The sequence below is a fragment of the Bradyrhizobium niftali genome (assembly GCF_004571025.1).
Classification (GTDB): Bacteria; Pseudomonadota; Alphaproteobacteria; order Rhizobiales; family Xanthobacteraceae; genus Bradyrhizobium; species Bradyrhizobium niftali.
The window spans coordinates 1-22,713 of sequence record NZ_SPQT01000019.1 but is presented as its reverse complement, the minus strand read 5'-3'; the positions used below and the strand labels follow the sequence as shown (position 1 = coordinate 22,713).

Sequence of the window (22,713 nt, the reverse complement as noted above, 5' to 3'; positions counted from 1 at the left end):
GCCTGGCGCAGGCGCAATACGGACGGTGATTTCATTGACTGCACGTCGCGCGCTCATAGACTTGATCGTCCCGCTGCATCGTTCGCTCACGCGCCGTGAGCAAACCAACAAGACAGATCACATGAGCATCAACTCCTCCTCTCTCGATCATTCGATCACGCGCCGACTTGCGGCCTCGCTGTTGGCCGCCGCCATCACCTTGTCGACGGCGGCCGCATCGCTCGCGGCCGACGCCGTCGTGCTGCGCGTCGGCGACCAGAAGGGCGGCAATCGCTCGCTGCTGGAGATCTCCGGCTACGCGAAGGACCTGCCCTACAAGATCGAATGGTCGGAATTCCCGGCTGCAGCTCCAATTCTCGAAGCGCTCAACGCCGGCGCGCTCGACGTCGGCTACACCGGCGATCTCTCCTTCCTGTCGGTCTATGCGGCGGGTGCGCCGATCAAGGCGATCGGCGGCACGCGCTCGGATGCGAAGACGCAGGCGATCCTCGTGCGCCAGGATTCGCCGATCAGATCGGCGGCCGACCTCAGGGGCAAGCGCCTCGCCGGCACGCGCGGCGGCTGGGGCCAGTTCCTGATCGACGCGACGCTGGAGAAGGCGCAGATCAAGCTGGAGGACGCGACCTTCGCGCCGCTCGGTCCCGTGGATGCCAAGATCGCGCTGGTCGCCGGCTCGATCGACGCCTGGGCGGTGTGGGAGCCCTACGTCTCCTTCGCGACGCTGAAGGACAAGGCCCGCGTGATCGCCGACGGCGAAGGCCTGACACCGACCATCACCTTCATCGTCGCTTCCGACAATGCCATCGCCATCAAGCGCGCGGCCGTGCACGACCTCGTGCAGCGGTTGAACAAGGCACGGCTGTGGTCGCTGGATCATGTTGCCGAATACGCCAGGAGCACGGCCGAGCTGACCAGGCTGCCGGAGGACGTGCTGCTGTCGGCCTACACCGCGCAGCGCACCAGCCCGATCGTGATCGACGAGAACGTGGTGAAGGAGATCCAGGCAGCTTCGGACCGCTCGACGCGCTACGGCATCCTGCCGAAGAAGCTCGACGTCAACCAGGCCGTCGACCGCAGCTTCACCGCCGCGGCCGCGGGATCGAACTAGGCGGAGACGGCGGGATGCACAGGCTTCGCCTCAAGGCCGGCCCGCTGCATCTCGCCGCGATCGTGCTCGCGCATTTCGCCTGCATGAGCCTGATCGTGTGGCTCTCGCTCTAGCCCTCACCAATAGGCGCGGTAGTACGGCCGGTAGTAACCGTAGTAGGGCCGATAGTACCGACGATAGCCGTAATAGCGGGGATAGGCTGGCCCGTAGCCGTAATAGGCCGGCGCATAACCATAGCCATATCCCGGATAACCATAGCCACCGTAATACGGGCCGCCGCCATAATAGCCGTAGCCGTAAGGCGCGCTGCTGGCGATGGCGCCGCCGATGATCGCACCGGCCGCGAGGCCGCCGAGACCCCATCCCCAGCCGCCGCCACGCCAGTGCACCTGCGTGACGTCGTCGCCGGCCGCTGCCTTCATGGCCGCGACGTTGGTCGGCAGCGGGGCTGCCGCCACCTGCTCGATATGGCTGGCGATGACCACGCCCGCCAGCGAACAGGCAATTGCCGTTGTCCAGATCCTCATCGTCTTGCTCCTTGTCTGACGTTTCATTTGGAAAAGGAACACTCACCATGATCGGGCATCCCGGCGCCAAGTCAAAGCCTCGATTTTGCGTGCGGCGCACAAGAGAGCCCGTGCATGCCTCAAATATGATCAGCGGGGCGCCGGGAGGCGGCACGTGGCGCGACGACGCCGACGGCCGATGACCACGGCAAAGCATTAAGCTTCCCGCGCGTTCGCAACCAACAACCTCCTTCCCGATTTACTATTCGTACCGTTACTATCGGTTCCAATGGGTGCGCGGCCGAGAGGCATCTCGCGAGGGCTCCGGCTTGCGCCAGAGAAGAGTGGGAGGATGACATGAGTGCCGTCGGAAATGAGCCGCTCGCCCGTCAGGCGCTGGCGTTCGTCCTGGCTGGCGGACGCGGCAGCCGGCTTCTGGAGCTGACCGACCGGCGCGCCAAGCCCGCGGTCTATTTCGGCGGCAAGTCCCGCATCATCGATTTCGCGCTGTCGAACGCGGTGAACTCGGGCATCCGCCGCATCGCGGTCGCCACCCAGTACAAGGCGCACAGCCTGATCCGGCATCTTCAGATGGGCTGGAACTTCTTCCGCCCGGAGCGCAACGAGAGCTTTGACATCCTGCCCGCGAGCCAGCGTGTCTCCGAGAACATGTGGTATGTCGGCACGGCGGACGCGATCTACCAGAACATCGACATCATCGAGTCGCACAACGCCCGCTTCATCGTCGTGCTCGCCGGCGACCACATTTACAAGATGGACTACGAGGTGATGCTGCGCCAGCACGTCGACAGCGGCGCTGACGTCACCGTCGGCTGCCTCGAAATGCCGCGCGCCGAATCCTCCGGCTTCGGCATCATGCATATCGACGAGAACGGCTGGATCCAGGAATTCCTGGAAAAGCCGAAAGATCCGCCGCCGATGCCGGGCAAGCCGGACGTCTCGCTCGCCAGCATGGGCATCTACGTGTTCGATGCGAAATTCCTGTTCGATCAGCTCAAACGCGACGCCGAGGATCCGAAGTCCAACCACGATTTCGGCAAGGACATCATTCCCTACATCGTCAAGAACGGCCGCGCGATCGCGCACCAGTTTTCCAGCTCCTGCGTCCGTTCCGGCAGCGATCCCCGCTCCTATTGGCGCGACGTCGGCACGGTCGACGCCTATTGGGCGGCCAATATCGACCTTACCGACGTGGTGCCGGAGCTCGACCTGTTCGACCGGGCCTGGCCGATCTGGTCCTACTCGGAGATCACGCCGCCCGCCAAGTTCGTCCATGACGAGGAGAGCCGGCGCGGCCAGGCCGTCAGCTCGCTGGTCTCGGGCGGCTGCATCATCTCCGGCGCCTCGCTGCGCCGTTCACTGCTGTTCACCGGCGTGCGCATCAACTCCTACGCCAATGTCGAGAACGCCGTGATCATGCCCTATGTGAATGTCGGGCGCGGCGCGCGGCTTAAGAATGTCGTGATCGACCGCGGCGTCGAGATCCCCGAGGGGCTCGTCATCGGCGAGGATCCCGAACTCGATGCAAAGCGCTTCCGCACCACCGAGCAGGGCATTTCCCTCATCACCCAGCCGATGATCGACAGGCTCAATACATGATGCCTGTTCGCGTCCTCGCGGTCGCCTCTGAAGTCTATCCCATCGTCAAGACCGGCGGCCTCGCGGATGTCGCCGGTGCGCTGCCGATTGCCCTGAAGGCGCATGCTGTCGAGATGCGCACCCTGATGCCGGGCTATCCCGAAGTGATGCGGCTGGTCTCCGGCGCGGAGGAAATCCGGCGCTGGCCGGACTATTTCGGCGGGCCGGGCCGGCTGCTCGCCGGCGCGCATGACGGGCTCGACCTGTTCGTGCTCGACGTGCCGCATCTCTATGCGCGGCCGGGCAACCCTTATGTCACGGCCGAAGGTGTCGACTGGCCGGACAACGGCGTGCGCTTTGCGGCGCTGTCGCGCGTGGCGGCCGACATCGGCCACGGCCTCGTGCCGGCCTTCGTGCCCGACATCGTACACGCCCATGACTGGCAGGCCGGGCTCGCGCCGGCCTATCTGCACTACGACAATCGGCCGCGGCCCGGCACCGTGATGACGATCCACAACATGGCCTATCAGGGCAAGTTCGCTCCCGAGCTGATCAGTGCGATCGGCCTGCCGTGGAGCTCCCTCGACGTCAACGGCCTCGAATATTTCGGCGGCATCAGCTTCCTGAAGGCCGGCCTGCAATTCGCCGATCGCATCACGACGGTGTCGCCGACCTATGCGCGGGAGATCCAGAGTGACGAGGGCGGCATGGGGCTCGGCGGCCTCTTGCGCGCACGCGCGGGCGCATTGAGCGGAATCCTCAACGGCATCGACATCGCAGTGTGGAATCCGCAGGCCGATTCGCACATCGCCTATCGCTTCAGTGCGGAAGATCTCGCATTCCGGGCTGCGAACAAGGCGGTGCTTCAGCAACAATTCAATCTCGATTCCGCGGACGAAGCCCCCCTGCTCGGCGTCATCAGCCGGCTGTCTTGGCAGAAAGGGCTCGATCTCCTGCTCGAGGCCATTCCGACCATTTTGGGCGAAGGCATGCAGCTCGCACTGCTCGGCAGCGGCGACCGCGATCTTCAGGACCGCTATCAGGCGGCGGCGCGCGCCAATCCCGGCCGGATCGGGGTCGTGATCGGCTACGACGAGATCCTCGCTCATCTGATCCAGGCGGGCTCGGACGCGCTCATCGTGCCGTCGCGATTCGAGCCGTGCGGCCTGACCCAGCTCTGCGCGCTGCGCTATGGCGCCGTGCCGATCGTCTCCCGCGTCGGCGGTCTCGAGGATACCATCGTCGACATCGGCGAAGCCGATGCGTCCGGCCGCGATGCCACCGGCTTCAAGTTCGCACCCGTCACGGCGGATGCCCTCGCCGGCACGCTACGCAAGGCCAACACGGCCTTCCACGACAAGCTGACCTGGCGGCGCCTGCAACGAAACGGCCTTGCGACCGACGTCTCCTGGCGCAACCGCGCCGGGGACTATGCTGCGCTGTATCGGAGCCTGATCGAATCACGCCGCGCCTAGCACGTACCGGCTGAGGGCGCGCCGAATCCATGTTATAGGATCGGCATGGACCCGTTCTTGATCAAGCTGCTCGGCTTTGCCGCAGCCACCTGCACCACCGTCGCCTACGCGCCGCAATTCATCAAGCTCTGGAAGACCCGCTCGACCGAGGATATCTCGCTCGGCATGTTTCTGGTCATGGTGCTGGGCCTGGCGCTCTGGCTCGCCTACGGCCTGCTCAGCGGCGACGCCCCGCTGATCGCCTCGAACGCCGTCACCATGCTGCTCGCCGGCGGCATTCTGGTGATGAAGCTGAGATACGGGTGAGCTTGCTCGCTCCGCGGATCGTTCTTCAGTCGGAAAAACGAAGCCGCTTGTATTGCAGCTTCACCGCACGGTAGCATTCGCAGGTGGCCTTGTTGAGCTCGGCGGCGTTGACGATCTCGATGTGACCGCGGCTGAATCGAATGACGTTCGCTTCCTGGAGAGCATGGGCGACGAACGAGACGCTGTTCCGGCGAACCCCGATCATCTCGGCCATCAATTCCTGCGTGAGCTTGAAGCGGTCGCTGCCGGATAGATCCCGAACACGCAAGAGCCATCGCGCCAATCTCGCCTCGACGGTGTGGGATGCATTGCAGCCCACGGATTGCTGGGCCTGAACGAACAGGGCCTGACTGTGACGCGTCAGGCCATCCCGGAACTCGACACTCTGCTGCGCGAGAGCGCGAAGGCGGGCAGCTTCGACCTGCAGAGCCATACCCGGCACCAACACGACCGCGTGAACCAGTGCGACGGGCTCTCCCAATACGCCAAAAGTACCCAAGATGCCGTCAGGGCCGACCAACGCCACTTCGATCCGTTCTCCCGCTTCAAGTTCGACAACGAGAGACACGACGGCGGTCAGCGGAAAATGAGCCCACGCAACGGTTTGGCCAAGCTCGATCACCGAAGCCCCCTCCAGAAGCTCGACGGCCTTGAGATGCGGGCGCATGGCCGCGAAGTCGGCTGGCCTCAGCGACTTGAGAAAAGCGTTCCGGAATGGATCCGCAGACACCATCTAATTCTTCGGGAAAATCGCATATCAATAGACACAACCATAGCGCGAAAATGAATCGAGCGAAACGGACAGAAATGCCCGCATGAGCAATTTGGCGTGTGCATGAGCCGTTTTCTGCCGACGGCGCGATGCCCCTACTCAACTATCTCGAGGGACAATCTGGAACTTTCCGCCGATTTCACTTGCAGACGCGCGATTCAAGGCTGGCCGCCGAACATGTACGACGCCATCGCGACGTTTGCGACCTCGTCGACGAAGACGCGGTGGCCGACGTCGCTGCCGGCGGCGCCGGCCGCAACCATCAGCGGCAGCAGATGGTCCTCGCGCGGATGCGCCAGGCGCGCGCTCGGCGCGTTCTCCCAATCGACCAGCATCGCGTTGCGGCGCGCCGCATCAGGCGCGCTGATCGCCTCGTTGAGATAGGCCTCGAAATCGTAGGAGACCGGCTTGGACTCCGGCCGGTTGAAGCCGCGCATGTTGTGATAGGTGAGCCCGCTGCCGACGATCAGAATGCCTTCGTCCCGGAGCGAGGCGATCGCCTGCCCGACCTTGATGTGCTCGGCCGCATCGTAGGTCGATTTCAGCGACAAGAGTACGATCGGCATGTCGGCGTTCGGATACATCAGGCCGAGCGGCACGAAGGTGCCGTGATCAAAACCCTGATTGGCATCTTCGCGGCAATCGAGGCCGGCACGCGCGAGCAGCGCCTTCACCTCTGCGGCAAGCTCGGGCTTGCCCGGCGCCGGATATTTGAGGTGATAGGTATGCTCGGGGAAACCGTAATAGTCGTACACCATCGGCGGATGCGCCGAGGTCGACACGGTGAAGGCGTCGGCCTCCCAATGTCCGGTGATGACGAGCACGGCCTTTGGTCTTTCGGGGAGAAGCTGCGGCAGCCGCCCGAACTCCTCGGCGGTCCTGGCATATTGCACGCGCCGGTCCTCCATGAACGGCCAGGGGCCGCCGCCATGGGACAGGAACAGGGTCGGAAATCGCGTCATGGGCGAAAGCTCGTCTCGTTGACAACATGCGCGTGCGAACTGGCCGCACGATCGGCGGCGAGCATAGGCAAACCCCTATGGTTAGCAAGCCGTTAACGATTTGCCTTTCAAAATCCCCGCCATGGCCGAAGGAGTCGGCCAGAAGACGAGGACGTGAGATGAAGAAGTTTGCGCTGGGGGACGTCGTCAACAGTGACAAGGGCCGCCGCGGCGTCGTTCGCGCCGCCTTCAAGTCGCGGGAAGGCCAGCAGTTCTATGCCGTCGAGAAGGACGGCGCGATGGACTATCTGGAGGAAGACCGGCTGAGCCCGGCGCCGCGCGTCGAGCTCGCGGCCTAAGTCCAGCTCATTTTCTACTCTCACTTGCGAGCCGGTCGAGACGCTCCGCGAAGGGATCGTCTCCGCTCGCAATGCGATCATTCGTGATCAGCAGCAGGCGATCGCCGCCTGCCGCCGCGTCCCAGCGTGGCAGGTCAGGCCCGTTGGGATCGCCGCTCCTGGCGAAGTTGATCCAGTAGCTGCGCATGCGGCTTGCGAGCTCGCGATCGCGCCGCGAGAAGATGCCGGCACCGGGCACGCCTTCCACGCCGAAGATGAACTGCAATTCCCGCCCGTGACCGCCCTCCGGATTGGTGCGCCGGGCCTCCGGCACGTAGGCGAAACGATAGCGGAAGGTCAGCGCACCGCTTGCGGCGTGCAGACGAGCCAGCAGTCTCACCGGCTCGGAGAAGACCTTGTCGGTATAAAACCTTGCCGCAAGGTCCGAAGCTCTGGCGAGGTCGGGATAGAGCTTGGGCAGGTCATCGCTGGTGATGCCAGACGATGCAAGCGCCTCCGCGATGTCAGGTTCGCTGTCGAAATCCGTCTCGTCATCGTTGGAGCCGATGATCAGGGGAATCCGCCCTTCATGCCCGGCCGCAAAACCTGCGGCGATATCTTCCGTCACGAGGCGTCCATCGATCGTTGGCGCAAAGCCGTGCGGGAATTTCGCGAGCAGCTTCGTTTCGGCGGCAAGCAGCCGTATGGCCTGGATCGTACGCGCGTTGATCTCCTTGCCATCAGGGCCGAGCGTCGCGACGAATTGCCGGCCCCAGGCCTCCGCCTCCTGCCGCGCGCGCAGGCGCGCCCGGCCGGGCACCGATTGCAGGATGGCCTTTTGAAACAGATCACGCACCTCGTTGCATAGCATCAACAGCGCGATCGACGTCGCGCCCGCGCCACTGCCGAACAGGGTGACGTTCCCGGGATCGCCGCCGAACGCTGCGATGTTGTCGTGGACCCAATGCAACGCCGCGATCTGGTCCATCAGTCCGTAGTTTCCGGAGCCGCCTTCCGACAGCGCCGGATGCGCGAGCCAGCCGAGCGCGCCGAGACGGAAATTCACGGTCACCACGATCAGGCCGGCCTGCGCGAGTTTCGCGCCGTCGAACATCGGATCGTTCGCAGTGCCGCCGACGAAGGCACCGTCATGAATGAACACCATCACCGGCAGCGGGCCATCGACGCCGAAGGGACGGAACACGTTGAGCGTGAGGCAATCTTCGCTCGCCTTCGGCAGCGACGGCTGGAGGCAGGGCGCGCCGTACTCATAAGCGGTGCGCATCTCGGAGCTCTCGGCCGTTGCCTCCGGCGGGCGCCAGCGCAGCGGGCCGACCGGCGGCGCTGCATAAGCGAGCCCCTTGAAGAAGGCCACCTCGCCTTCGACGCCGCCGAGCATCTGGCCCTCGCGCGTCAGCGCGAACGGAAACTGTCCGACCTGCTGGGCCATGGCCGAACCGGCGAGGCAAAGGAATCCGGAAACCACTGTGAGCGCAAGCAGGGACCGCATCTTTGGGGGATCTCAATGCGCGGAGAAGCTCCCCGGAAGGTTACGTCTACGACTGACGGAGAAGCAAGCTCCGGCCTTGCTTCTCCTCGTAAGAGCGGGGCGAGGGAGCGCGCCGCGGCCAGAGCCCAACTTCATCGCAACAGCGGCTAGCCGCCCTTGCCGACGAGCTCCGCCAGCGCGCGCCGCGCGACGATGCCGAGCTCACCAAGAGTGGAGTGTCCCGCTTGCGCCGCCTCGATCAGGCGCTCGGCGATGAATCTGCGGCTGTCGTGATCGCCGCCGTGCGGCAATTGGCGGCACGTCTCCTCCAGGACGACGTCCATGTTCGCTTTCGTCCGCTCACTCAACTCTGTCATGTCGCCCGGTCGGTACGCGTGGCTTGTAACCGCAAGCATACACAGGCGGATCGTGCCTGATTAGACCGGTAAATCACGGCGATTGTGCATCGCGGTGCGTGCATTGAGGTAAGCTTCGCGCGGTCACGATGACGCCGCAAACAGCTACCGAAGATTGCACTTGTTCTAATGACAAGCCCGGCCTGTGGCGATAGCGTGCCGGCAAAACAAAAGCACGGGAGGAATGGATGCCTGACGCAATGGTTGCTGCGCGTGCCTCTGACGCGGCGCGTGGAACACCCCGGCAGGTCGACGTTGCCGTGGTCGGCGCCGGATTTTCCGGCCTTTATCTTCTCCATCGCCTGCGCAAGGCCGGCTTCACGACCGTCGCCCTCGAAGAGGCCGGCGATGTCGGCGGCACCTGGTACTGGAACCGCTACCCCGGTGCGCGCTGCGACATCCAGACCATCGATTACAGCTACACTTTCGATCCGGAACTCGAGGCGGCCTGGACCTGGTCGGAGAAATACGCGACCCAGCCCGAGATACTGCGCTATCTCGGCTTCGTCGCTGACCGGTATGAGCTGCGCCGCGACATCCGCTTCGGGACCAAGGTCACCGAAGCGAGTTGGGACGAGGCGGCTGAGCGCTGGCAGCTCACCACCGACAATGGCGCGCCGGTCTCCTGCCGCCATTACATCATGGCAACCGGCTGCCTCTCCGCGCCAAAGCCGCCGGAGATCGACGGCGTCAAGGATTTCAAGGGCGAGGTCTATTTCACCGGCCGCTGGCCGCATGACGGCGTCAATCTCGCGGGAAAGCGCGTCGCCGTGATCGGCACGGGCTCGTCGGGCATCCAGTCGATCCCGCTGATCGCCGAACAGGCCGCGCATCTGACCGTATTCCAGCGCACGCCGAATTTCGCGCTGCCGGCGCACAACGGTCCCGCGCCCTCCGACCGGATGAGCCTGCTGCAAGGCGACCGCGCGGCCTATCGCGAGCAGGCGCGCCAATCGATGGCCGGCGTGCCCTATCCGCAGCAGACGGCCGTGAGCTGGCAATTGAGCGATGCCGAGCGCCGCGCGCGGTTCGAGGAGGCGTGGGGCAAGGGCGATCTCGTCTATATCCTGACGCAACTCTGGGCCGACCAGGCGGTCGATGTCGACGGCAACAGGCTGATCTGCGATCTCATCCGCGAGAAGATCAGCGCCGTCGTGAAGGATCCCGAGACGGCGGCGGCACTGATGCCGCACGACCATCCGTTCGGTGCGAAACGCCCCTGCCTCGACACCAACTATTACGCGACCTACAACCGGTCGAACGTCACGCTGGTCAATCTGCGCCAGGAGCCGATCAAGGCGATCACCGCAGCCGGCATCACCACGGCCAGGCGCAGCGTCGACGTCGACGTCATCGTGTTCGCGACCGGCTTCGACGCCATGACCGGCGCGATCCGCGCGGTGCATCCGATCACCGGGCGCGGCGGCAAGTCGCTGTCGGGTGTCTGGGCACAGGGGCCACAGACCTATCTCGGGCTCACGGTCGAGGGCTTCCCGAACTTCTTCATGATCACCGGTCCCGGCAGCCCCTCGGTGCTGTCGAACATGGCGGTGTCGATCGAGCAGCATGTCGACTGGGTCGTCGACCGCCTTGCCGCGCTGCGCGATGCCGGCTTCACCACGATCGAGCCGACCGAGGCGGCGCAGGCCGGCTGGAACAGGCACATGGCCGACTGCTCGACGCTGACGCTGCACCGGCTCGCCAACACCTGGTACACGGGCGCGAACGTGCCCGGAAAGGTGCAGGGCGTGATGCCCTATACCGGTGGTGTCGGCCCCTATCGCAGCATCTGCGACGAGGTCGTCAGCCGCGGCATGCTCGGCTTCAGGCTCACGGGCCCCAATGTCGCCGCGCAGTGCAATGACGGCAAGGTGGTGCGGCTGCAACCGGATGTGCGGCTGGTGCTGAACCTGCTGGCAACGCTGAACCTGCCGCCGATCGAATCGATGGGCGCGCTCGGCGCCCGCGCCTTCGTCAACGAGTTCAACAAGGGCCGCCCGGCGGGACGGCCGATCGGCGATGTCGTGGACGGCACGCTGCCGGGCACCGACGGCCCGCTTCCCTATCGTGTCTACAAGCCCGCAGCGCCCGGGCCGCATCCGGTCGTGGTCTATTTCCACGGCGGCGGCTGGGTGCTCGGCGACGAGCAGTCGGACGATCCGTTCTGCCGCGACATGGTGCGCCGGACCGGGATGATGTTCGTCAGCGTCGGCTACCGCCATGCGCCGGAGCATCGCTTCCCGACCGCGGCTGAGGACGGCTATGCGGCGACGCGCTGGATCGCCGAGCACGCCGCCGAGCTCGGCGGCAAGCCGGGCCCGGTGCTGGTCGCCGGCTGGAGCGCCGGCGGCAACATCGCCGCCGTCACCTGCCAGCTCGCGCGCGACCGCGGCGGGCCTGACATTGCCGGCCAGCTCCTGGTGTGCCCGGTCACCGACTGCGATTTCGATCGTCCCTCCTACAACGACAATGCGACCGGCTACTTCCTGACGCGCTCGCTGATGGACTGGTTCTGGGACCTCTACTGCTCGCCGGCCGACCGCATTGACCCGCGCGTCTCGCCGCTCCGCGGCAAGGTCGCGGGCCTGCCGCCCGCCTTCGTCGTCACCTGCGAGTTCGACCCGCTGCGCGACGAGGGCATCGCCTATGCCGAAGCGATGGCCGCTGCCGGCGTGCCGGTCCAGCAGCTCAAGGCGCGCGGCCATTTCCACTCGTCCTTCACGATGGTGGACGTGGTGATCACCGGCGCGCCGGGCCGGGTGCAGATGGCCGAGGCCCTGCGGCGCTTTGCCGGGCTTCCGCCGGAGGTCAGCCTCGGCGACGAGCACAGCCACGGTCACACCAGCCCGGGGCACACGATCGCAGCGGCCGCAAGTTGACTACAATAAGGCAGCCGGGAACCTTTCCCCGACTGCCGCGTTGTGTGCTCATAGCATTGAGATGCAGCGTTTGGATGTAGGCCCCGGCGCGCAGATTTGCGTGCTGGGGTTCTTTTTTGCGTGAGGCCGGGCGATGGGGGACGTGGTTGCGGATTCAAAGGTCGATTTCGGCGCACTTGCGGCGCTGTATAAATGGCCGTCACTTGCCAACCAGCGCCGGCCGGACCGCGAGTCCTACCAGGTGAGCGAGGGCACGCTCGACGAATGCATCTCGGCGTTCATGCAAAAGCCGGCGGCGACCAGGCATCTCTATGAGATTCGCACGGCGGCGCAGCCGCCGCTGGTCACGGATATCCTCTCGCCCGAGCACATCATCGAGCTCTCGCGCTTGAGAGAATTTCTCTGATTGTGTGCAGACGCCAAAGCTGCACGTGCACGACAAGCTTCATCCACACCCATAGGAACCTTCTTCCGGTTTTTCCCGTTAACGGGGATCGGAAGCCAAGGCGTGAGTGTCCAAGATGCTTAGAGCTGACGTGCCATCTCCGGTCGTGCCCTACGGCGCAGACCAGACCCTGTTCGTGGTGATCGACCGCCGCGACGAGGCCACTGAAATCCGCATCGAGCGGAACGATCTCGAAGTCACGATCAATGAGCTCGTCGCCGGCTGCTTCAACGATCCGATCAAGGTGATCTCGTTCAACACGCTCGAGCACTGGGTGAAGGATATCTCGCCCGAAATCGCCGCCGAAATCCGGGCGCGCTGTGACATCGACCGCATCACGCTCCCCGACTATCTCAGCGATTTCGTCGAGAGCCACACCTGACCGCGCATCGTTGTCGTCGACGCGCTGCAAATCGCAGGCAAAGCCCCGCTCTCGCGGCGTTCGTGGTGGATTAAGCGCGACGATACTTGCCGGCGATGACGTCGATCTCGCGGCGGCGTTCGTCGGCGAAGGCCAAGAGCTTTTCGATCGTCAGCGTATCCGTGATCCGTTTGGCGAGCCGCTCGGCACGCGCGGCCTGATCTTCGAGATACTGGATCGTATTCAAGCGTCCGCCTCCCCAAAAGCCCTGAATTGTTGGGCATCCATGGTGCGTGAGAAGCGGCTAACAGGCGGTTAAGCGGCGGCGCCTTGCAGCGACGAAGCGGCCTTACCGCACGACGTCGAGCCTGACATTGGCGAGGCCCTTGTCCACCATGCCGAGCGCCTCGGCCGCGGACGGCGAGATATCGACCACGCGCCCGCGAACGTAGGGTCCGCGATCGTTGACCCTGACGGTCACGAAGCGGCCGGAGGAAACATCGGTGACGCGCAGCTTCGTGCCGAACGGCAGGCTGGGATGGGCTGCGGTCAGCTCGTTCTTGTCGAACCTCTCGCCGCTCGCAGTCTCCGTATCCGAATAGAAGCTGGCGACGCCATGCGAGGCAGTTCGCTTTGCATCACCGTCGGGGATGCGCGCCCGGCTGATCGGCCGTGGATGCAGCGCGGCCACGCGATGCGGCCGCTCGACAGTCGCCTGCCGGTTGGTGCCAAGATCGGCCTTCTGGCGGCCGACCGGAGATTGTGCGCAGGCCGCGAGCGAGGCCGCGCCAATGATGGCGAGCAGCAACCGGAACGAAGTTGCGGGGGAAATCCGGGCACTTTCGGCACGTGCAAAGCGAGACATGATACGCCCCTCCGAACGCCTCAAGTTTCGGCGGGCAATGAGGGCAGAACCTTGTCGGAAGAAAAGCGGGCCTGAGGCCGGGGTTTTTTCGCAACCCGCTGTGACGATTCCACCACACCGGCGTGTCCTGAATCGGGACAAATCTGCGAAATATCAGCCTGATACGATGCGCCAGACCATCGGGCGCGGTTCCGGTTGAGCATCGCTCGCCTCGGCGCCCCCGTTCAGCAGCCGCGCCAGCTCAAGCCGATAGAGCCTTCGCCAGCCGGTTTTCAGGCTGGCGAGAAAGTCGAGCTCCCGTTGTGTCAGTGTGCCCATGAACCCGATCCGGTTTCGAGAGGCGCCGTCAGCCGACGAGGCCTGGCATCGGTCTGACGTCTGCGCTGCCGGGGAAGACCGTCTCGGCGAGCACCTTCTCCTCCACGCGCAGATGATCCCTGAGCAGACCCTTCAGCACGGCGCGCAAGTCGGTGGTCGGCTTGAGATCGCGGTCCTCGAACAGCTGCGCCGGCTTCAGGCCCGGCCAGTCCGCGATCACGCGGCCACCGGCGAGCCCGCCACCGATGAGGAAGGCGACCGTGCCCGTACCGTGGTCGGTGCCCTGCGTGCCGTTGATGCGGGCGGTGCGGCCGAACTCGGTGACGACCACGACCACCGTCTCGCGCCAGGCGTCGCCCATGTTGGTCTCGATCGCGGCGAAGGCGCCGTCGAGCGCGCCGAGCAGATTGTAGAGCTGGCCCGAGGCCGCGCCTTCGGCGATGTGCGTGTCCCATCCGACGAAGCCCATGGCGCCGACGCGCGGGCCGTCGGGCTTTGCAAGATAGCGCGCGGCGGTGCCGGCCGCTTCGGCGAAATAGGCGCGGACGCGTGCGATGCCGGGAGGCGCCAGCGTCGGATCGTCCGACATCGGATCGCCGGTCCCCACCGCTCCGTCGAGCGAGGCGAGCTTCATGCGCGCCTGAAGTACGCTCGCAAGCTTCGGGTCGGTGTGCTGGTAGAGATCGAGCAGGCGATTCTGCGTGTCCTGGCTTGCCGGCAAGAGTTTCTGCGGCACCCATGTCATGACCGGCGCCGAGCCGCGCACCACCAGCGGCGTCACCGAGCCGATGCCGAGCGCGCGACTGCCGCGCGGATCGACGCGGCCGCCGGATTCCAGCGCGAGCAGCGCGCGGTTGAGCCATCCCGATGCGGTCGCGCCGGGTCTGGTGAACCCGCTCTCGAGCACGTCCTGGCCGTCGAAATGCGAACGCTCGCGATAGGGCGTCGCAGTGGCGTGGACGATCGAGGCCTTGCCGCTCTTGTAGAGCCTGTGCAGGTTCGGCATCGCCGGATTGAGCGCGAAGAAGGCATCGAGCGGCAGCGCCGGCGACTTGCCGTCCAGCACCAGCGCGCGATCGCCGCGCAAGGAGATCCAGTCGGCATCGCCGACCGGCGCGACCGCACCGAGACCATCGAGTGCGCCGCGCAGGACGATGACGAGCAGGCGCGGATCGCGCCCTTCGGCGCGCGCGATACGCGGCATCTGACTCCAGGCGAACAGGGTGCCGGAGCCGATCAGAAGCTCGCGCCGCGTGGGCAAATGATTGTCCGAGCCCATGGTCACCTCCTCTGGAAATCCGCCGACATGAACAGCAGCGCGAGCGCCTGCTGCCGGCTTTCGGCGCGGCCAACCGCCTGCTTCACCTCGGGCGCGATCTCGGATCCGAAGACGTCTTCGATGATGACTTGCGGATCGGCCATGCCGGTGATGCGTTCGGCAAAATAATTGGCGACGTCGAGCCGCCGACCGACCCCGTCGATCCAGCTCGCCTCGTCGTCCGGATAGCCCTTCGGCGCCGGCGGGCGCCACAGCGCCTCGCCGAGAAGTTCCTGGCCGCCGGTGTAGCGGACAGGATCGACGCTCGTGATGCCGGTTGCGCGGACCATGCCGACCACCCATTCGCCGGGACGCTTCAGTTTTAACGCCGGCCCGCGCCAGGCCTCGTCCGACGACACCATGGCGATCGCGACCTGCTTGAGATCGCCCTCGGTGTCGCGAAAGGTCTTCGCCATCTGCGCGACCAGCGCCGGCGGCGGCTCGTCGGCGACGAAATGGCGCGCGAGCTTCGTTGCGACATGGGTCGCCGTCGCCGCATGCGCGGCGAGATCGCGCAGCACGGCGCGGCCCTGCTCTGCGTCCTCCTGCTCATAGCGCTTGCCGAGCACCGTCTGTGCGCCGGGTTCGTGCAGCCGCGGATTGAAGGTGAACGCGCCGCCGTGCTCGGGATTGTCGCCAGGCGGAACGAGCGTCCATCCCGTCATGACATTGGCAAAGCTGATCACGTCGTCCTGGGTGTAGCCGGTGCGCACACCTAGCGTGTGCAGCTCCATGATCTCGCGGGCGATGTTCTCGTTGAGGCCGCGGCTGCGGTTGATGCCGGCGGTCGAGTTCGCGCCCATCGAGGCGAGATTGTCGAGATAGAACAGCATCGCCGGATGGCCCTCGACGGCCAGCAGGAGATCGACGAAGCGGCCGAGTGTGTTGGCGCGAACGGCTTCACGCTCATAGGCGCCGGACATGCTCTGGATCTTGTTGGCCGAAACGCAGAAATGGTTGGACCAGAACCACACCAGCCGCTCGGCGAAGCCGATGTCGGCTGCGAGCGCAGCTTCGGTGCGCAGCTTGGCTTCCTGCAGATAGATCGGACGCCCGGGATCGGGAATGGCCTCGGCCGCTTGTTTGGCCGCCATCTCGGCGGCGTCCTTGTCGGCACTCTGGCCCTGTGCCTGTCCTTGCGTCTGATCTTCGGACATGACGGGCGCCGCAGCCATCTGCTGCTTCTTGGCCTGCTGCTGCGCCTGTTTGGCGCGGGCCGTGCGCCGCGCATTGGCGTCGGCCACGGTGCGGTACGCCTTTGCGCTGCTGGGAAGGGCGGCCGCGGCGGTCAGCACCAGCGGCCTGTCGAGTTCGGCGATCAGCGCGCCGCGCGGGTCGGTGCCGACGGCGGCGATCGATCCCGGTCGCGGCCCCATGCCGAAGCGATGAAGCGCCAGCACAGAATCGGCCTTTGCGGAATTGCTCATGGCGAACGCCCAATTCTTTCGCGCCTGCCGGTGGCGCCTTGCTAGGCTACGATCCGTAATGCTACGTAACGTAGCATTGGCGGTACGGGCCGACAAGCGGAGATTGAGGCACTGCCATCAAGAACTCGGAGCCGCCGGTCTGACGGACGGGCGGCTCCAACAATCCTAGAAGTTGGGCCCGAGCGCGATCTTGGTGATCGTGCCGTTCCTGACGCCGATGCGCCACTCCGCCGAGCCGTTCGCGAACTGGGCGATGTAGATGTCGCTGTCGAGCGCGGTGACGCCGCGGAACGAGACCGCACGCAGCGCCCCGAGTCGTGCCAGGATCGCCTGGTCGAACGGAAGCTGCTGCCGGGTGATGTCGGCGACTTCCGACGTCATGTGCTCGTAATCCGGCTGGCCCTTGCCGACGCCCTCGATATAACGGCGCAACATCTCCTCGCCGTTGGCGATCGGAACGGCGCGGCGCGCGGCACGTCCCGGCTTTGCACCGATGTTCGAAGCCTCGACGTTGTGGAAGCGCGTCTGCCGCCCCGGCATCAAGACTTCGAGGCACCGCCCCGACTTGTCGGCGATCACCCAGGGATTGTTGACGGTGGTCGTCGCCGCCCAGGACATGTTGGGCCTGACGACGCTCTGCGACTTGCGATTGCCGTCGGCATCGAGATTGAAGACGCGGATGTCGTCGCCCATCTCGTTGTAGACCATGATCCGGATCGGCGAAGTGCCGGCGTGGCCGCGCACATTCGCCTCCTCCGCGCAAGGCACGATGCCCCCGAGCTCGTCATTGCCGTCGGCGCGGAAGATGACGTCGCCGGCCTTGCCGTCGGGCTCGAGCAGCAGGCGGAATTCCGCCGTGCCGTTCTCGAACTTGGCGCCATAGATGTCGTAGCCGCCAGGCCCGACGCCGCGGAAGAACAGCGACTCCACCGGGCCGAGAGCGACGAACGTCGCGTGCAATTCGTCGACCTGACGGTGGACCTTGGCAGCGAGCGGCGCGCTCATCCGATCGTAATTCGGCGTGCCGTGGCGCAAATCCTCGATCCCGCGCAGGATCATCTCCTTGCCGCCGGCGACCGGGACCTGCTCGCGGAAGCGATCCGGCACTTCCGCGACACGGCGCGCGAAGTCGGCCTCGATCGCCTGCGCCACAGCCGCATCGATCCGCGGCGCGAGACGGGCGCCGAACACCGCGTTCTGGACCAGCACGCGCGAGACCTTGGCCTGGTCGTCACGCAGGAAGACCAGGAGATTGTCGCCATGGATCGAGAAGACGTCGGCACCTTCGGCGAGGAGCGCCGCCCGACCCTGCACGGTTTCCTGCACCTGGAGCCGATCCCCGTCGCGGCGCACGGTGAGCACGCGGTTCGGCGCGACCCTGTACCAGCCGACATACTGGTCGAGCGATACGGAATCGGTGGCCGCCGTCGGCACCTCGGCGACGCGACGTGCGCGAATGTCGCGGCCGTTCATGCGCAGCATCAGCTCCGCGGAGCGGCGCTCCGCGTCGAGCGGAAACGTGATCTCGCCGGACGAGGCGGCGTAGGAGGCGGTGCCGTCATTGCCCACCGCCAGGCGCAATTTGCGCTGCCCGGTGAGCTGGCCATAGAGTTCGTCGCCCTCGCGGAAGATGGCGAACACCGAGGCCGGGCCCATGGCGTAGAAATTGACGAAGGGGCGGTAGTGCTGGGCCGGCACGTCACCAAGACCCGCCGCGACGGGCGCGGGATCCGGCGTGCGATAGGCGATCATGCCGGCGGACACGACCACGACCGGAACGATCGCGGCCGCGATCCACAGCCGCTTGCGCCAGCCGACCGCGACGGGCATCGCGGCAGCCGCAATGATGCGCTCGATGCGGGCGCGCACGGTGGAGGCCCGCGCCATCGCGAGCTCCATCGGCCGCGGCTTCACGCCGGTTGCGACATCGAGCAGGATTTCGGCATAGGACAGCCGGTCGTCGATCACCGCGATCGCCTGGGCATCGCTGATGATCTCGGCAAGCTCGGCAAGGCGCGCAAGCTGCCACCACGAGAACGGGCTGAACCAGAACACCGCGCGGTTGAGGGACGCGAGCAGGAGGACGTAGAAATCGCGGTTGGCGACATGCGCGCCTTCATGGGCGAGCACCGCGAGGCGCTTCTTCGCATCCCAGCCGGCAAATTGCGGCGGCACCAGAATGGTCGAGCCGAAGGTGACGGGGCCGCCGACGTCGCGGCTGACGCGCACGTCGGCGTCGATCAGCTGCACACCCTTCACCGGCTTCGCCGCGCGCGCCAGGCGCCAGGTCAGGCCGAGGCCGATCGCGAGACGCAGCAGCAACAGGCTGGCGACGCCGGCATAGACCACCGTGGCCACCAGCCACCAGTCTATCGACGCGACGCTTTTCACCGGCGGCGCAATGGCCGCACCGGGCGCAATCGGCAACGCCGGCTGCGGCGTCTCCAGCATCGAAATGTCGGCCGGCCACAATTCGTCCGGCACCGGCACGGACAAGGGCAGCCGGTCGATGGTGAGCGTCGGCCAATGCATCACGAATGGCATCGCGAGCGAGGCCAGCAGCACGACGACCCACGCCGTCATGTGAACGTGCGGATTGCGCACGCGAAACAGGTTGAGACCGAACCAGACGACGCCTCCCAGCACGAAGGAGCGCAGCGCCGCCTCAGCCAGAGTTGCGATCATTCTTTCTTCACTCCCCTCGCCTTCTTCGCCTTGGCCACCTGGTCGGCCAGCGTGCGCAATTGCTGCTGGTCGAGCATCGCATTGTCCACCATGCCGACGAGGACCTCTTCCATCGAGCCGTTGCAGAACCAGTCGACGATGCGCTGCACCGCCTTGGCGGCAACCCGCGAGCGCTCTTCGGCCGCGTGGTAGACATAGGTGCGTCCGTCCACGGTGTGGTGAGCATAGCCCTTTTCCTCGAGCCGGCGCAGCACCGTGCGGACGGTGGATTCCTTCAGACGCCGCGACAGCCGCTCGCGCACGACCTCGGCCGTAACGGGACCATGGGCCCAAACCAATTGCATGACCTCGTGCTCGAGGTCGCCCAGTTCGGGCATACGATCGTCCATGGCATCTGACCTTGCGGATTGAGTTCTTCTTGTAACGCTACAGAGCGTCGCATATAGGGCCGCGCCGCGCAACGGCGTTTCCACCTGAAATGGTATCGCCGTGCTGACCTAACCGGCGGCCAGGCTGGGCGAGAGCATGAGAGGCCGTCATGCCCGGGCTTGTCCCGGGCATCCACGTTCTTCGTCCCGCGCGGTAAGGTGTGGATGGCCGGGACATAGGCGAGCGGGAAGCGACGCCGTCCTTCGGACGGCTATGCCCGGCCATGACGACGTGGAAGCATTCAGTACTTCGGCTCGTACATCTGCGACTGGACCAGGCCCTTGACGTCGTTGGGCGCCGGACCGTCGGCGAGCCCGCGCTGATAGGCGACATCCGCGACAGCGACCGCAATGCGGGCCGAGACCTCGCGGATGCGGGGCAGCGCCGGATAGAGACTTCCCTGCGCGAGGTCGTCCTTGCCGACGCAATCGGCCAGCGTGTGGGCGGCCGCCATGAACATCTCGTCCGTCACCAGCCGCGAGCGGCTGGCGATGACACCAAGCCCGACGCCGGGGAAGATGTAGGAGTTGTTGCCCTGGCGCGGCACGAAGGTGCGGCCGTTGAGTTTGACGGGATCATAAGGGCTGCCGCAGGCGAACAGCGCGCGGCCCTCGGTATAGCGATAGGCATCCTCCGCCGAGCATTCGGCCTTCGAGGTCGGGTTCGACAGCGCGAACACGATCGGCTGCTCGTTGAGCTCGGCCATCGCCTTGAGCACCTCGGGCGTGAAGGCGCCGCCGACCGCGGCAACGCCGATGATCGCCGTCGGCTTCAGCGTCTTGATCGCGGTGAGGAAGTCGGCGATCGGCGCCTGATCGGTATGGGCATAGCGGAGCTTGTGACCGGAGAGGCCTTCACGGCCGCTGACGACGAGACCGCGGGAATCCACCAGCCAGTTGCGCCGCAGCGCTTCCGCTTCCGACGCGCCCTCCGCCATCATGGCGGAAACCACGAGATCGGCGATGCCGGTCGCCGCCTCGCCCGCGCCGAGGAACAGGATGCGCTGGTCCCTGAGCTTGCCGCCGTTGAGACGCAGCGCCGAGAACAGACCCGCAAGCGCCACCGCCGCGGTGCCCTGGATGTCGTCGTTGAAGACGCAGGCCTCATCGCGATATTTGTGCAGCAGCTTGAACGCTGAGTGATTGGCAAAGTCCTCGAACTGGATCAGCACGCCGGGAAAAGTCTTTCGCGCGGCGACCATGAACTCATCGACGAAGCTGTCATAGGCCTCGCCCGTGAGCCGGCGCTCGCGCAGACCGAGATAATAGGGATCGTTGAGCAGTTCTTCGTTGTTGGTGCCGACGTCGAGCACAACAGGCAGGCAATGCTCGGGATGCACGCCGGCGCAGGCCGAATAGAGCGAGAGCTTTCCGACCGGAATGCCCATGCCGTTGGCGCCGAGATCGCCGAGACCAAGGATGCGCTCGCCGTCGGTCACGACGATGAGCTTTGCGGGATTGGGCCAGTTCTTCAGGATGTCCGCGATCTGGCCGCGATCGTGCGAGGAGATGAACATGCCGCGCGGCCGCTGGTAGATCAGGCCGTATTTCTGGCAGGCGAGCCCGACGGTCGGCGTGTAGATGATCGGCTGGATCTCGTCGATATTGTCGACGACGACGCGGAAGAACAGCGCCTCGTTGCGGTCATGCAGCGCGTTCAACGCGACGAATTTTTCCAGGTCGGTCGGCAGCGTGCGCAGATTGACGAGCACACGCTCGACCTGGGTCTCCATCGTCAGCACGCAAGGCGGCAACAGGCCGCGCAGGCCGAGCGTGGTGCGCTCCGCTTCGGTGAAGGCGGTGCCCTTGTTGAGCAAGGGATCGCGCAGCAGCGTCATGCCATGCGATTGATCGGACGATGTCGGCTGGGCCACGACCCGGGCAGGTCTATTCACGAATTCCCCCAAGGAGTTTCTTATTGAACCACAGGCATTGTCGGCCACCGCTCCCCCGAGATCAAGGACGTAGCACCCCGCGCATCGATTGTGATCTCGCACCGCAGCGAGGTTTGCGAACGACAAAGGTTAACGCTGCGAGGCTATTCCGGCTTGATATCGGCGGCCTTCACGATCGGCCACCATTTCTCGGTCTCGGCCTTCTGGAAGGCGGCGAGCGCCGCAGGCGATTGCTGGTCCGGCGGCGGAATCTCCTGCCCCAATTCGCCGAAGCGCTGCTTGACCGAGGGATCAGCGAGCACGGCGGCGATGGCCGCGTTGAGCCTTGTGACGATGTCCTTCGGCGTGTTCTTCGGTGCCCAGATGCCGTGCCAGTAGGAGATGTAGAGGCCGGGCAGCCCCGCCTCGTCGACGGTCGGGATGTCGGGTGCGGATGCAAGCCTTGTCGGCGAGGTCACGGCAAACGCCTTGATCGCACCATTCTTGTATTGCGGCAGCGAGTTCGAGGCCTGGTCGAACATGATGTCGATCTGGCCGGCCACGAGATCGATCATGGCGGGCCCTGCGCCGCGATAGGGCACGAACTGGAAGTCGGTGCCGGTCTTCGCCTTGAAGAAGACGCCGGCGACATGGGCGCCGGTGCCGGCGCCGGCCGTCCCGGCGGTGGCCTTGCCGGGGTTGGCCTTCAGCCACGCGATCATCTCTTTCAGACTGTTTGCCTCGAGCGACTTCCTGCCGACGATGAGCTGCGTCCCCGTCGCAATCGTCGCGACCGGCTCGAAATCGGCGATGACGTCGTAGGGCAGCTTGAAGATCGCACCATTGAGCACATGCGTGCCCCAATGGCCGATGGTGATCGTCGTGCCGTCAGGGGTTGCGCGCGCGACGCGGGCGCCGGCGATGCTGCCGGAGGCGCCCGCGACGTTCTCGACCACCACCGTCGTGTGCAGCTCGGCAGCGATCCGTTCGGACAGGATTCGCGCCAGCGTGTCGGTCGGCCCGCCCGCCGCAAACGGCACCACGAGCGTAATGGGGCGCGATGGAAACGGCTGGGCGCCTGCCGGCGCGGTCCCTGCCGCGCATCCGACCAACACGCCAATGACGATCAGATGACCGCGTAGTCCGCCCCACAGCCCCCGCAT

General features: G+C 65.6%; 22 protein-coding genes. 8 read left to right on the top strand and 14 right to left on the bottom strand.

Annotation, left to right across the window (positions count from 1 at the left end):
- The first annotated feature begins 121 nt into the window (after positions 1-121).
- Positions 122-1,108 (top strand): ABC transporter substrate-binding protein, encoded by a 987-nt coding sequence (locus E4K65_RS28400; protein WP_135176942.1) that lies wholly within the window; start codon positions 122-124, stop codon positions 1,106-1,108.
- Positions 1,109-1,224: 116 nt separating this feature from the next.
- Here E4K65_RS28400 and E4K65_RS28395 read toward each other — a convergent pair whose 3' ends face one another.
- Positions 1,225-1,635 (bottom strand): hypothetical protein, encoded by a 411-nt coding sequence (locus tag E4K65_RS28395; protein WP_135176941.1) that lies wholly within the window; start codon positions 1,633-1,635, stop codon positions 1,225-1,227.
- Positions 1,636-1,971: 336 nt separating this feature from the next.
- Between E4K65_RS28395 and glgC the strand changes: the two genes are divergently transcribed.
- From glgC to E4K65_RS28380, 3 genes are read left to right on the top strand one after another with little or no spacing between them, the layout of a single operon-like run.
- Positions 1,972-3,234, top strand: coding sequence for a glucose-1-phosphate adenylyltransferase (glgC, locus tag E4K65_RS28390; protein ID WP_027547870.1), 1,263 nt, complete (start codon positions 1,972-1,974; stop codon positions 3,232-3,234).
- Positions 3,231-4,688, top strand: coding sequence for a glycogen synthase GlgA (glgA, locus tag E4K65_RS28385; protein ID WP_135176940.1), 1,458 nt, complete (start codon positions 3,231-3,233; stop codon positions 4,686-4,688). The genes glgC and glgA overlap by 4 nt, the downstream gene beginning before the upstream one ends.
- A 45-nt stretch (positions 4,689-4,733) precedes the next feature.
- Positions 4,734-4,994 carry a SemiSWEET transporter gene (locus tag E4K65_RS28380; RefSeq protein WP_135176939.1) on the top strand — a complete coding sequence of 87 codons (261 nt, stop codon included), beginning with the start codon at positions 4,734-4,736 and terminating at the stop codon, positions 4,992-4,994.
- A 25-nt stretch (positions 4,995-5,019) separates the two neighbouring features.
- On the opposite strand, the gene E4K65_RS28375 is transcribed toward E4K65_RS28380, so the two are convergent.
- Together E4K65_RS28375 and E4K65_RS28370 are read right to left on the bottom strand one after the other, a co-directional pair.
- Positions 5,020-5,727, bottom strand: a complete 708-nt coding sequence (locus E4K65_RS28375; RefSeq protein WP_135176938.1) for a Crp/Fnr family transcriptional regulator — start codon at positions 5,725-5,727, stop codon at positions 5,020-5,022.
- Between the two features lie 197 nt (positions 5,728-5,924).
- Positions 5,925-6,728 carry a DODA-type extradiol aromatic ring-opening family dioxygenase gene (locus tag E4K65_RS28370; protein ID WP_135176937.1) on the bottom strand — a complete coding sequence of 268 codons (804 nt, stop codon included), beginning with the start codon at positions 6,726-6,728 and terminating at the stop codon, positions 5,925-5,927.
- Between the two features lie 158 nt (positions 6,729-6,886).
- Between E4K65_RS28370 and E4K65_RS28365 the strand changes: the two genes are divergently transcribed.
- Positions 6,887-7,066, top strand: a complete 180-nt coding sequence (locus E4K65_RS28365) for a hypothetical protein (protein ID WP_135176936.1) — start codon at positions 6,887-6,889, stop codon at positions 7,064-7,066.
- A gap of 7 nt (positions 7,067-7,073) precedes the next feature.
- Here the strand turns inward: E4K65_RS28365 and E4K65_RS28360 are convergent, their stop codons facing one another.
- Positions 7,074-8,555, bottom strand: coding sequence for a carboxylesterase/lipase family protein (locus E4K65_RS28360; protein WP_135176935.1), 1,482 nt, complete (start codon positions 8,553-8,555; stop codon positions 7,074-7,076).
- Positions 8,556-8,701: 146 nt separating this feature from the next.
- Positions 8,702-8,950, bottom strand: a complete 249-nt coding sequence (locus E4K65_RS28355) for a hypothetical protein (protein WP_135176934.1) — start codon at positions 8,948-8,950, stop codon at positions 8,702-8,704.
- Positions 8,951-9,138: 188 nt separating this feature from the next.
- On the opposite strand from E4K65_RS28355, the gene E4K65_RS28350 reads away from it, so the two are divergent.
- From E4K65_RS28350 to E4K65_RS47635, 3 genes are all read left to right on the top strand, one after another.
- On the top strand, positions 9,139-11,829 hold the full coding sequence (locus E4K65_RS28350; protein ID WP_135176933.1) for a flavin-containing monooxygenase: 2,691 nt from the start codon (positions 9,139-9,141) through the stop codon (positions 11,827-11,829).
- 133 nt (positions 11,830-11,962) lie between these two features.
- Positions 11,963-12,235 carry a hypothetical protein gene (locus tag E4K65_RS28345; protein WP_135176932.1) on the top strand — a complete coding sequence of 91 codons (273 nt, stop codon included), beginning with the start codon at positions 11,963-11,965 and terminating at the stop codon, positions 12,233-12,235.
- 115 nt (positions 12,236-12,350) lie between these two features.
- A complete protein-coding gene (locus tag E4K65_RS47635; RefSeq protein ID WP_027547880.1) occupies positions 12,351-12,656 on the top strand; it encodes a hypothetical protein in 306 nt (101 codons plus the stop codon).
- A 70-nt stretch (positions 12,657-12,726) separates the two neighbouring features.
- Here E4K65_RS47635 and E4K65_RS47630 read toward each other — a convergent pair whose 3' ends face one another.
- The 9 genes from E4K65_RS47630 to E4K65_RS28305 form a co-directional block, all read right to left on the bottom strand.
- Positions 12,727-12,882 (bottom strand): hypothetical protein, encoded by a 156-nt coding sequence (locus E4K65_RS47630; RefSeq protein ID WP_167771231.1) that lies wholly within the window; start codon positions 12,880-12,882, stop codon positions 12,727-12,729.
- Between the two features lie 102 nt (positions 12,883-12,984).
- Complete coding sequence (locus tag E4K65_RS28335) at positions 12,985-13,500, bottom strand: septal ring lytic transglycosylase RlpA family protein (RefSeq protein WP_135176931.1); 516 nt, start codon at positions 13,498-13,500, stop codon at positions 12,985-12,987.
- A gap of 153 nt (positions 13,501-13,653) precedes the next feature.
- Entirely contained in the window at positions 13,654-13,818 is a 165-nt protein-coding gene (locus tag E4K65_RS47625; protein WP_167771230.1) for a hypothetical protein, read from the bottom strand.
- Between the two features lie 28 nt (positions 13,819-13,846).
- Positions 13,847-15,097, bottom strand: coding sequence for a DUF1501 domain-containing protein (locus E4K65_RS28330; RefSeq protein WP_135176930.1), 1,251 nt, complete (start codon positions 15,095-15,097; stop codon positions 13,847-13,849).
- Positions 15,098-15,099: 2 nt separating this feature from the next.
- Complete coding sequence (locus E4K65_RS28325) at positions 15,100-16,563, bottom strand: DUF1800 domain-containing protein (protein ID WP_135176929.1); 1,464 nt, start codon at positions 16,561-16,563, stop codon at positions 15,100-15,102.
- A gap of 165 nt (positions 16,564-16,728) precedes the next feature.
- A complete protein-coding gene (locus E4K65_RS28320) occupies positions 16,729-19,248 on the bottom strand; it encodes a M56 family metallopeptidase (RefSeq protein ID WP_135176928.1) in 2,520 nt (839 codons plus the stop codon).
- Positions 19,245-19,637 carry a BlaI/MecI/CopY family transcriptional regulator gene (locus E4K65_RS28315; RefSeq protein ID WP_027547885.1) on the bottom strand — a complete coding sequence of 131 codons (393 nt, stop codon included), beginning with the start codon at positions 19,635-19,637 and terminating at the stop codon, positions 19,245-19,247. The genes E4K65_RS28320 and E4K65_RS28315 overlap by 4 nt, the downstream gene beginning before the upstream one ends.
- Before the next feature lie 281 nt (positions 19,638-19,918).
- Positions 19,919-21,550 (bottom strand): NAD-dependent malic enzyme, encoded by a 1,632-nt coding sequence (locus tag E4K65_RS28310; protein WP_135177055.1) that lies wholly within the window; start codon positions 21,548-21,550, stop codon positions 19,919-19,921.
- Positions 21,551-21,714: 164 nt separating this feature from the next.
- The coding region (locus E4K65_RS28305; protein WP_135176927.1) for a Bug family tripartite tricarboxylate transporter substrate binding protein at positions 21,715-22,713 on the bottom strand (999 nt) is incomplete at its 5' end.

Coding starts and splice junctions, on each gene's coding strand:
- E4K65_RS28400 (WP_135176942.1), top strand. CDS start 122: ATGAGCATCAACTCCTCCTCTCTCGATCATTCGATCACGCGCCGACTT.
- E4K65_RS28395 (WP_135176941.1), bottom strand. CDS start 1,635: ATGAGGATCTGGACAACGGCAATTGCCTGTTCGCTGGCGGGCGTGGTC.
- glgC (WP_027547870.1), top strand. CDS start 1,972: ATGAGTGCCGTCGGAAATGAGCCGCTCGCCCGTCAGGCGCTGGCGTTC.
- glgA (WP_135176940.1), top strand. CDS start 3,231: ATGATGCCTGTTCGCGTCCTCGCGGTCGCCTCTGAAGTCTATCCCATC.
- E4K65_RS28380 (WP_135176939.1), top strand. CDS start 4,734: ATGGACCCGTTCTTGATCAAGCTGCTCGGCTTTGCCGCAGCCACCTGC.
- E4K65_RS28375 (WP_135176938.1), bottom strand. CDS start 5,727: ATGGTGTCTGCGGATCCATTCCGGAACGCTTTTCTCAAGTCGCTGAGG.
- E4K65_RS28370 (WP_135176937.1), bottom strand. CDS start 6,728: ATGACGCGATTTCCGACCCTGTTCCTGTCCCATGGCGGCGGCCCCTGG.
- E4K65_RS28365 (WP_135176936.1), top strand. CDS start 6,887: ATGAAGAAGTTTGCGCTGGGGGACGTCGTCAACAGTGACAAGGGCCGC.
- E4K65_RS28360 (WP_135176935.1), bottom strand. CDS start 8,555: ATGCGGTCCCTGCTTGCGCTCACAGTGGTTTCCGGATTCCTTTGCCTC.
- E4K65_RS28355 (WP_135176934.1), bottom strand. CDS start 8,950: ATGCTTGCGGTTACAAGCCACGCGTACCGACCGGGCGACATGACAGAG.
- E4K65_RS28350 (WP_135176933.1), top strand. CDS start 9,139: ATGCCTGACGCAATGGTTGCTGCGCGTGCCTCTGACGCGGCGCGTGGA.
- E4K65_RS28345 (WP_135176932.1), top strand. CDS start 11,963: ATGGGGGACGTGGTTGCGGATTCAAAGGTCGATTTCGGCGCACTTGCG.
- E4K65_RS47635 (WP_027547880.1), top strand. CDS start 12,351: ATGCTTAGAGCTGACGTGCCATCTCCGGTCGTGCCCTACGGCGCAGAC.
- E4K65_RS28335 (WP_135176931.1), bottom strand. CDS start 13,500: ATGTCTCGCTTTGCACGTGCCGAAAGTGCCCGGATTTCCCCCGCAACT.
- E4K65_RS47625 (WP_167771230.1), bottom strand. CDS start 13,818: ATGGGCACACTGACACAACGGGAGCTCGACTTTCTCGCCAGCCTGAAA.
- E4K65_RS28330 (WP_135176930.1), bottom strand. CDS start 15,097: ATGGGCTCGGACAATCATTTGCCCACGCGGCGCGAGCTTCTGATCGGC.
- E4K65_RS28325 (WP_135176929.1), bottom strand. CDS start 16,563: ATGAGCAATTCCGCAAAGGCCGATTCTGTGCTGGCGCTTCATCGCTTC.
- E4K65_RS28320 (WP_135176928.1), bottom strand. CDS start 19,248: ATGATCGCAACTCTGGCTGAGGCGGCGCTGCGCTCCTTCGTGCTGGGA.
- E4K65_RS28315 (WP_027547885.1), bottom strand. CDS start 19,637: ATGGACGATCGTATGCCCGAACTGGGCGACCTCGAGCACGAGGTCATG.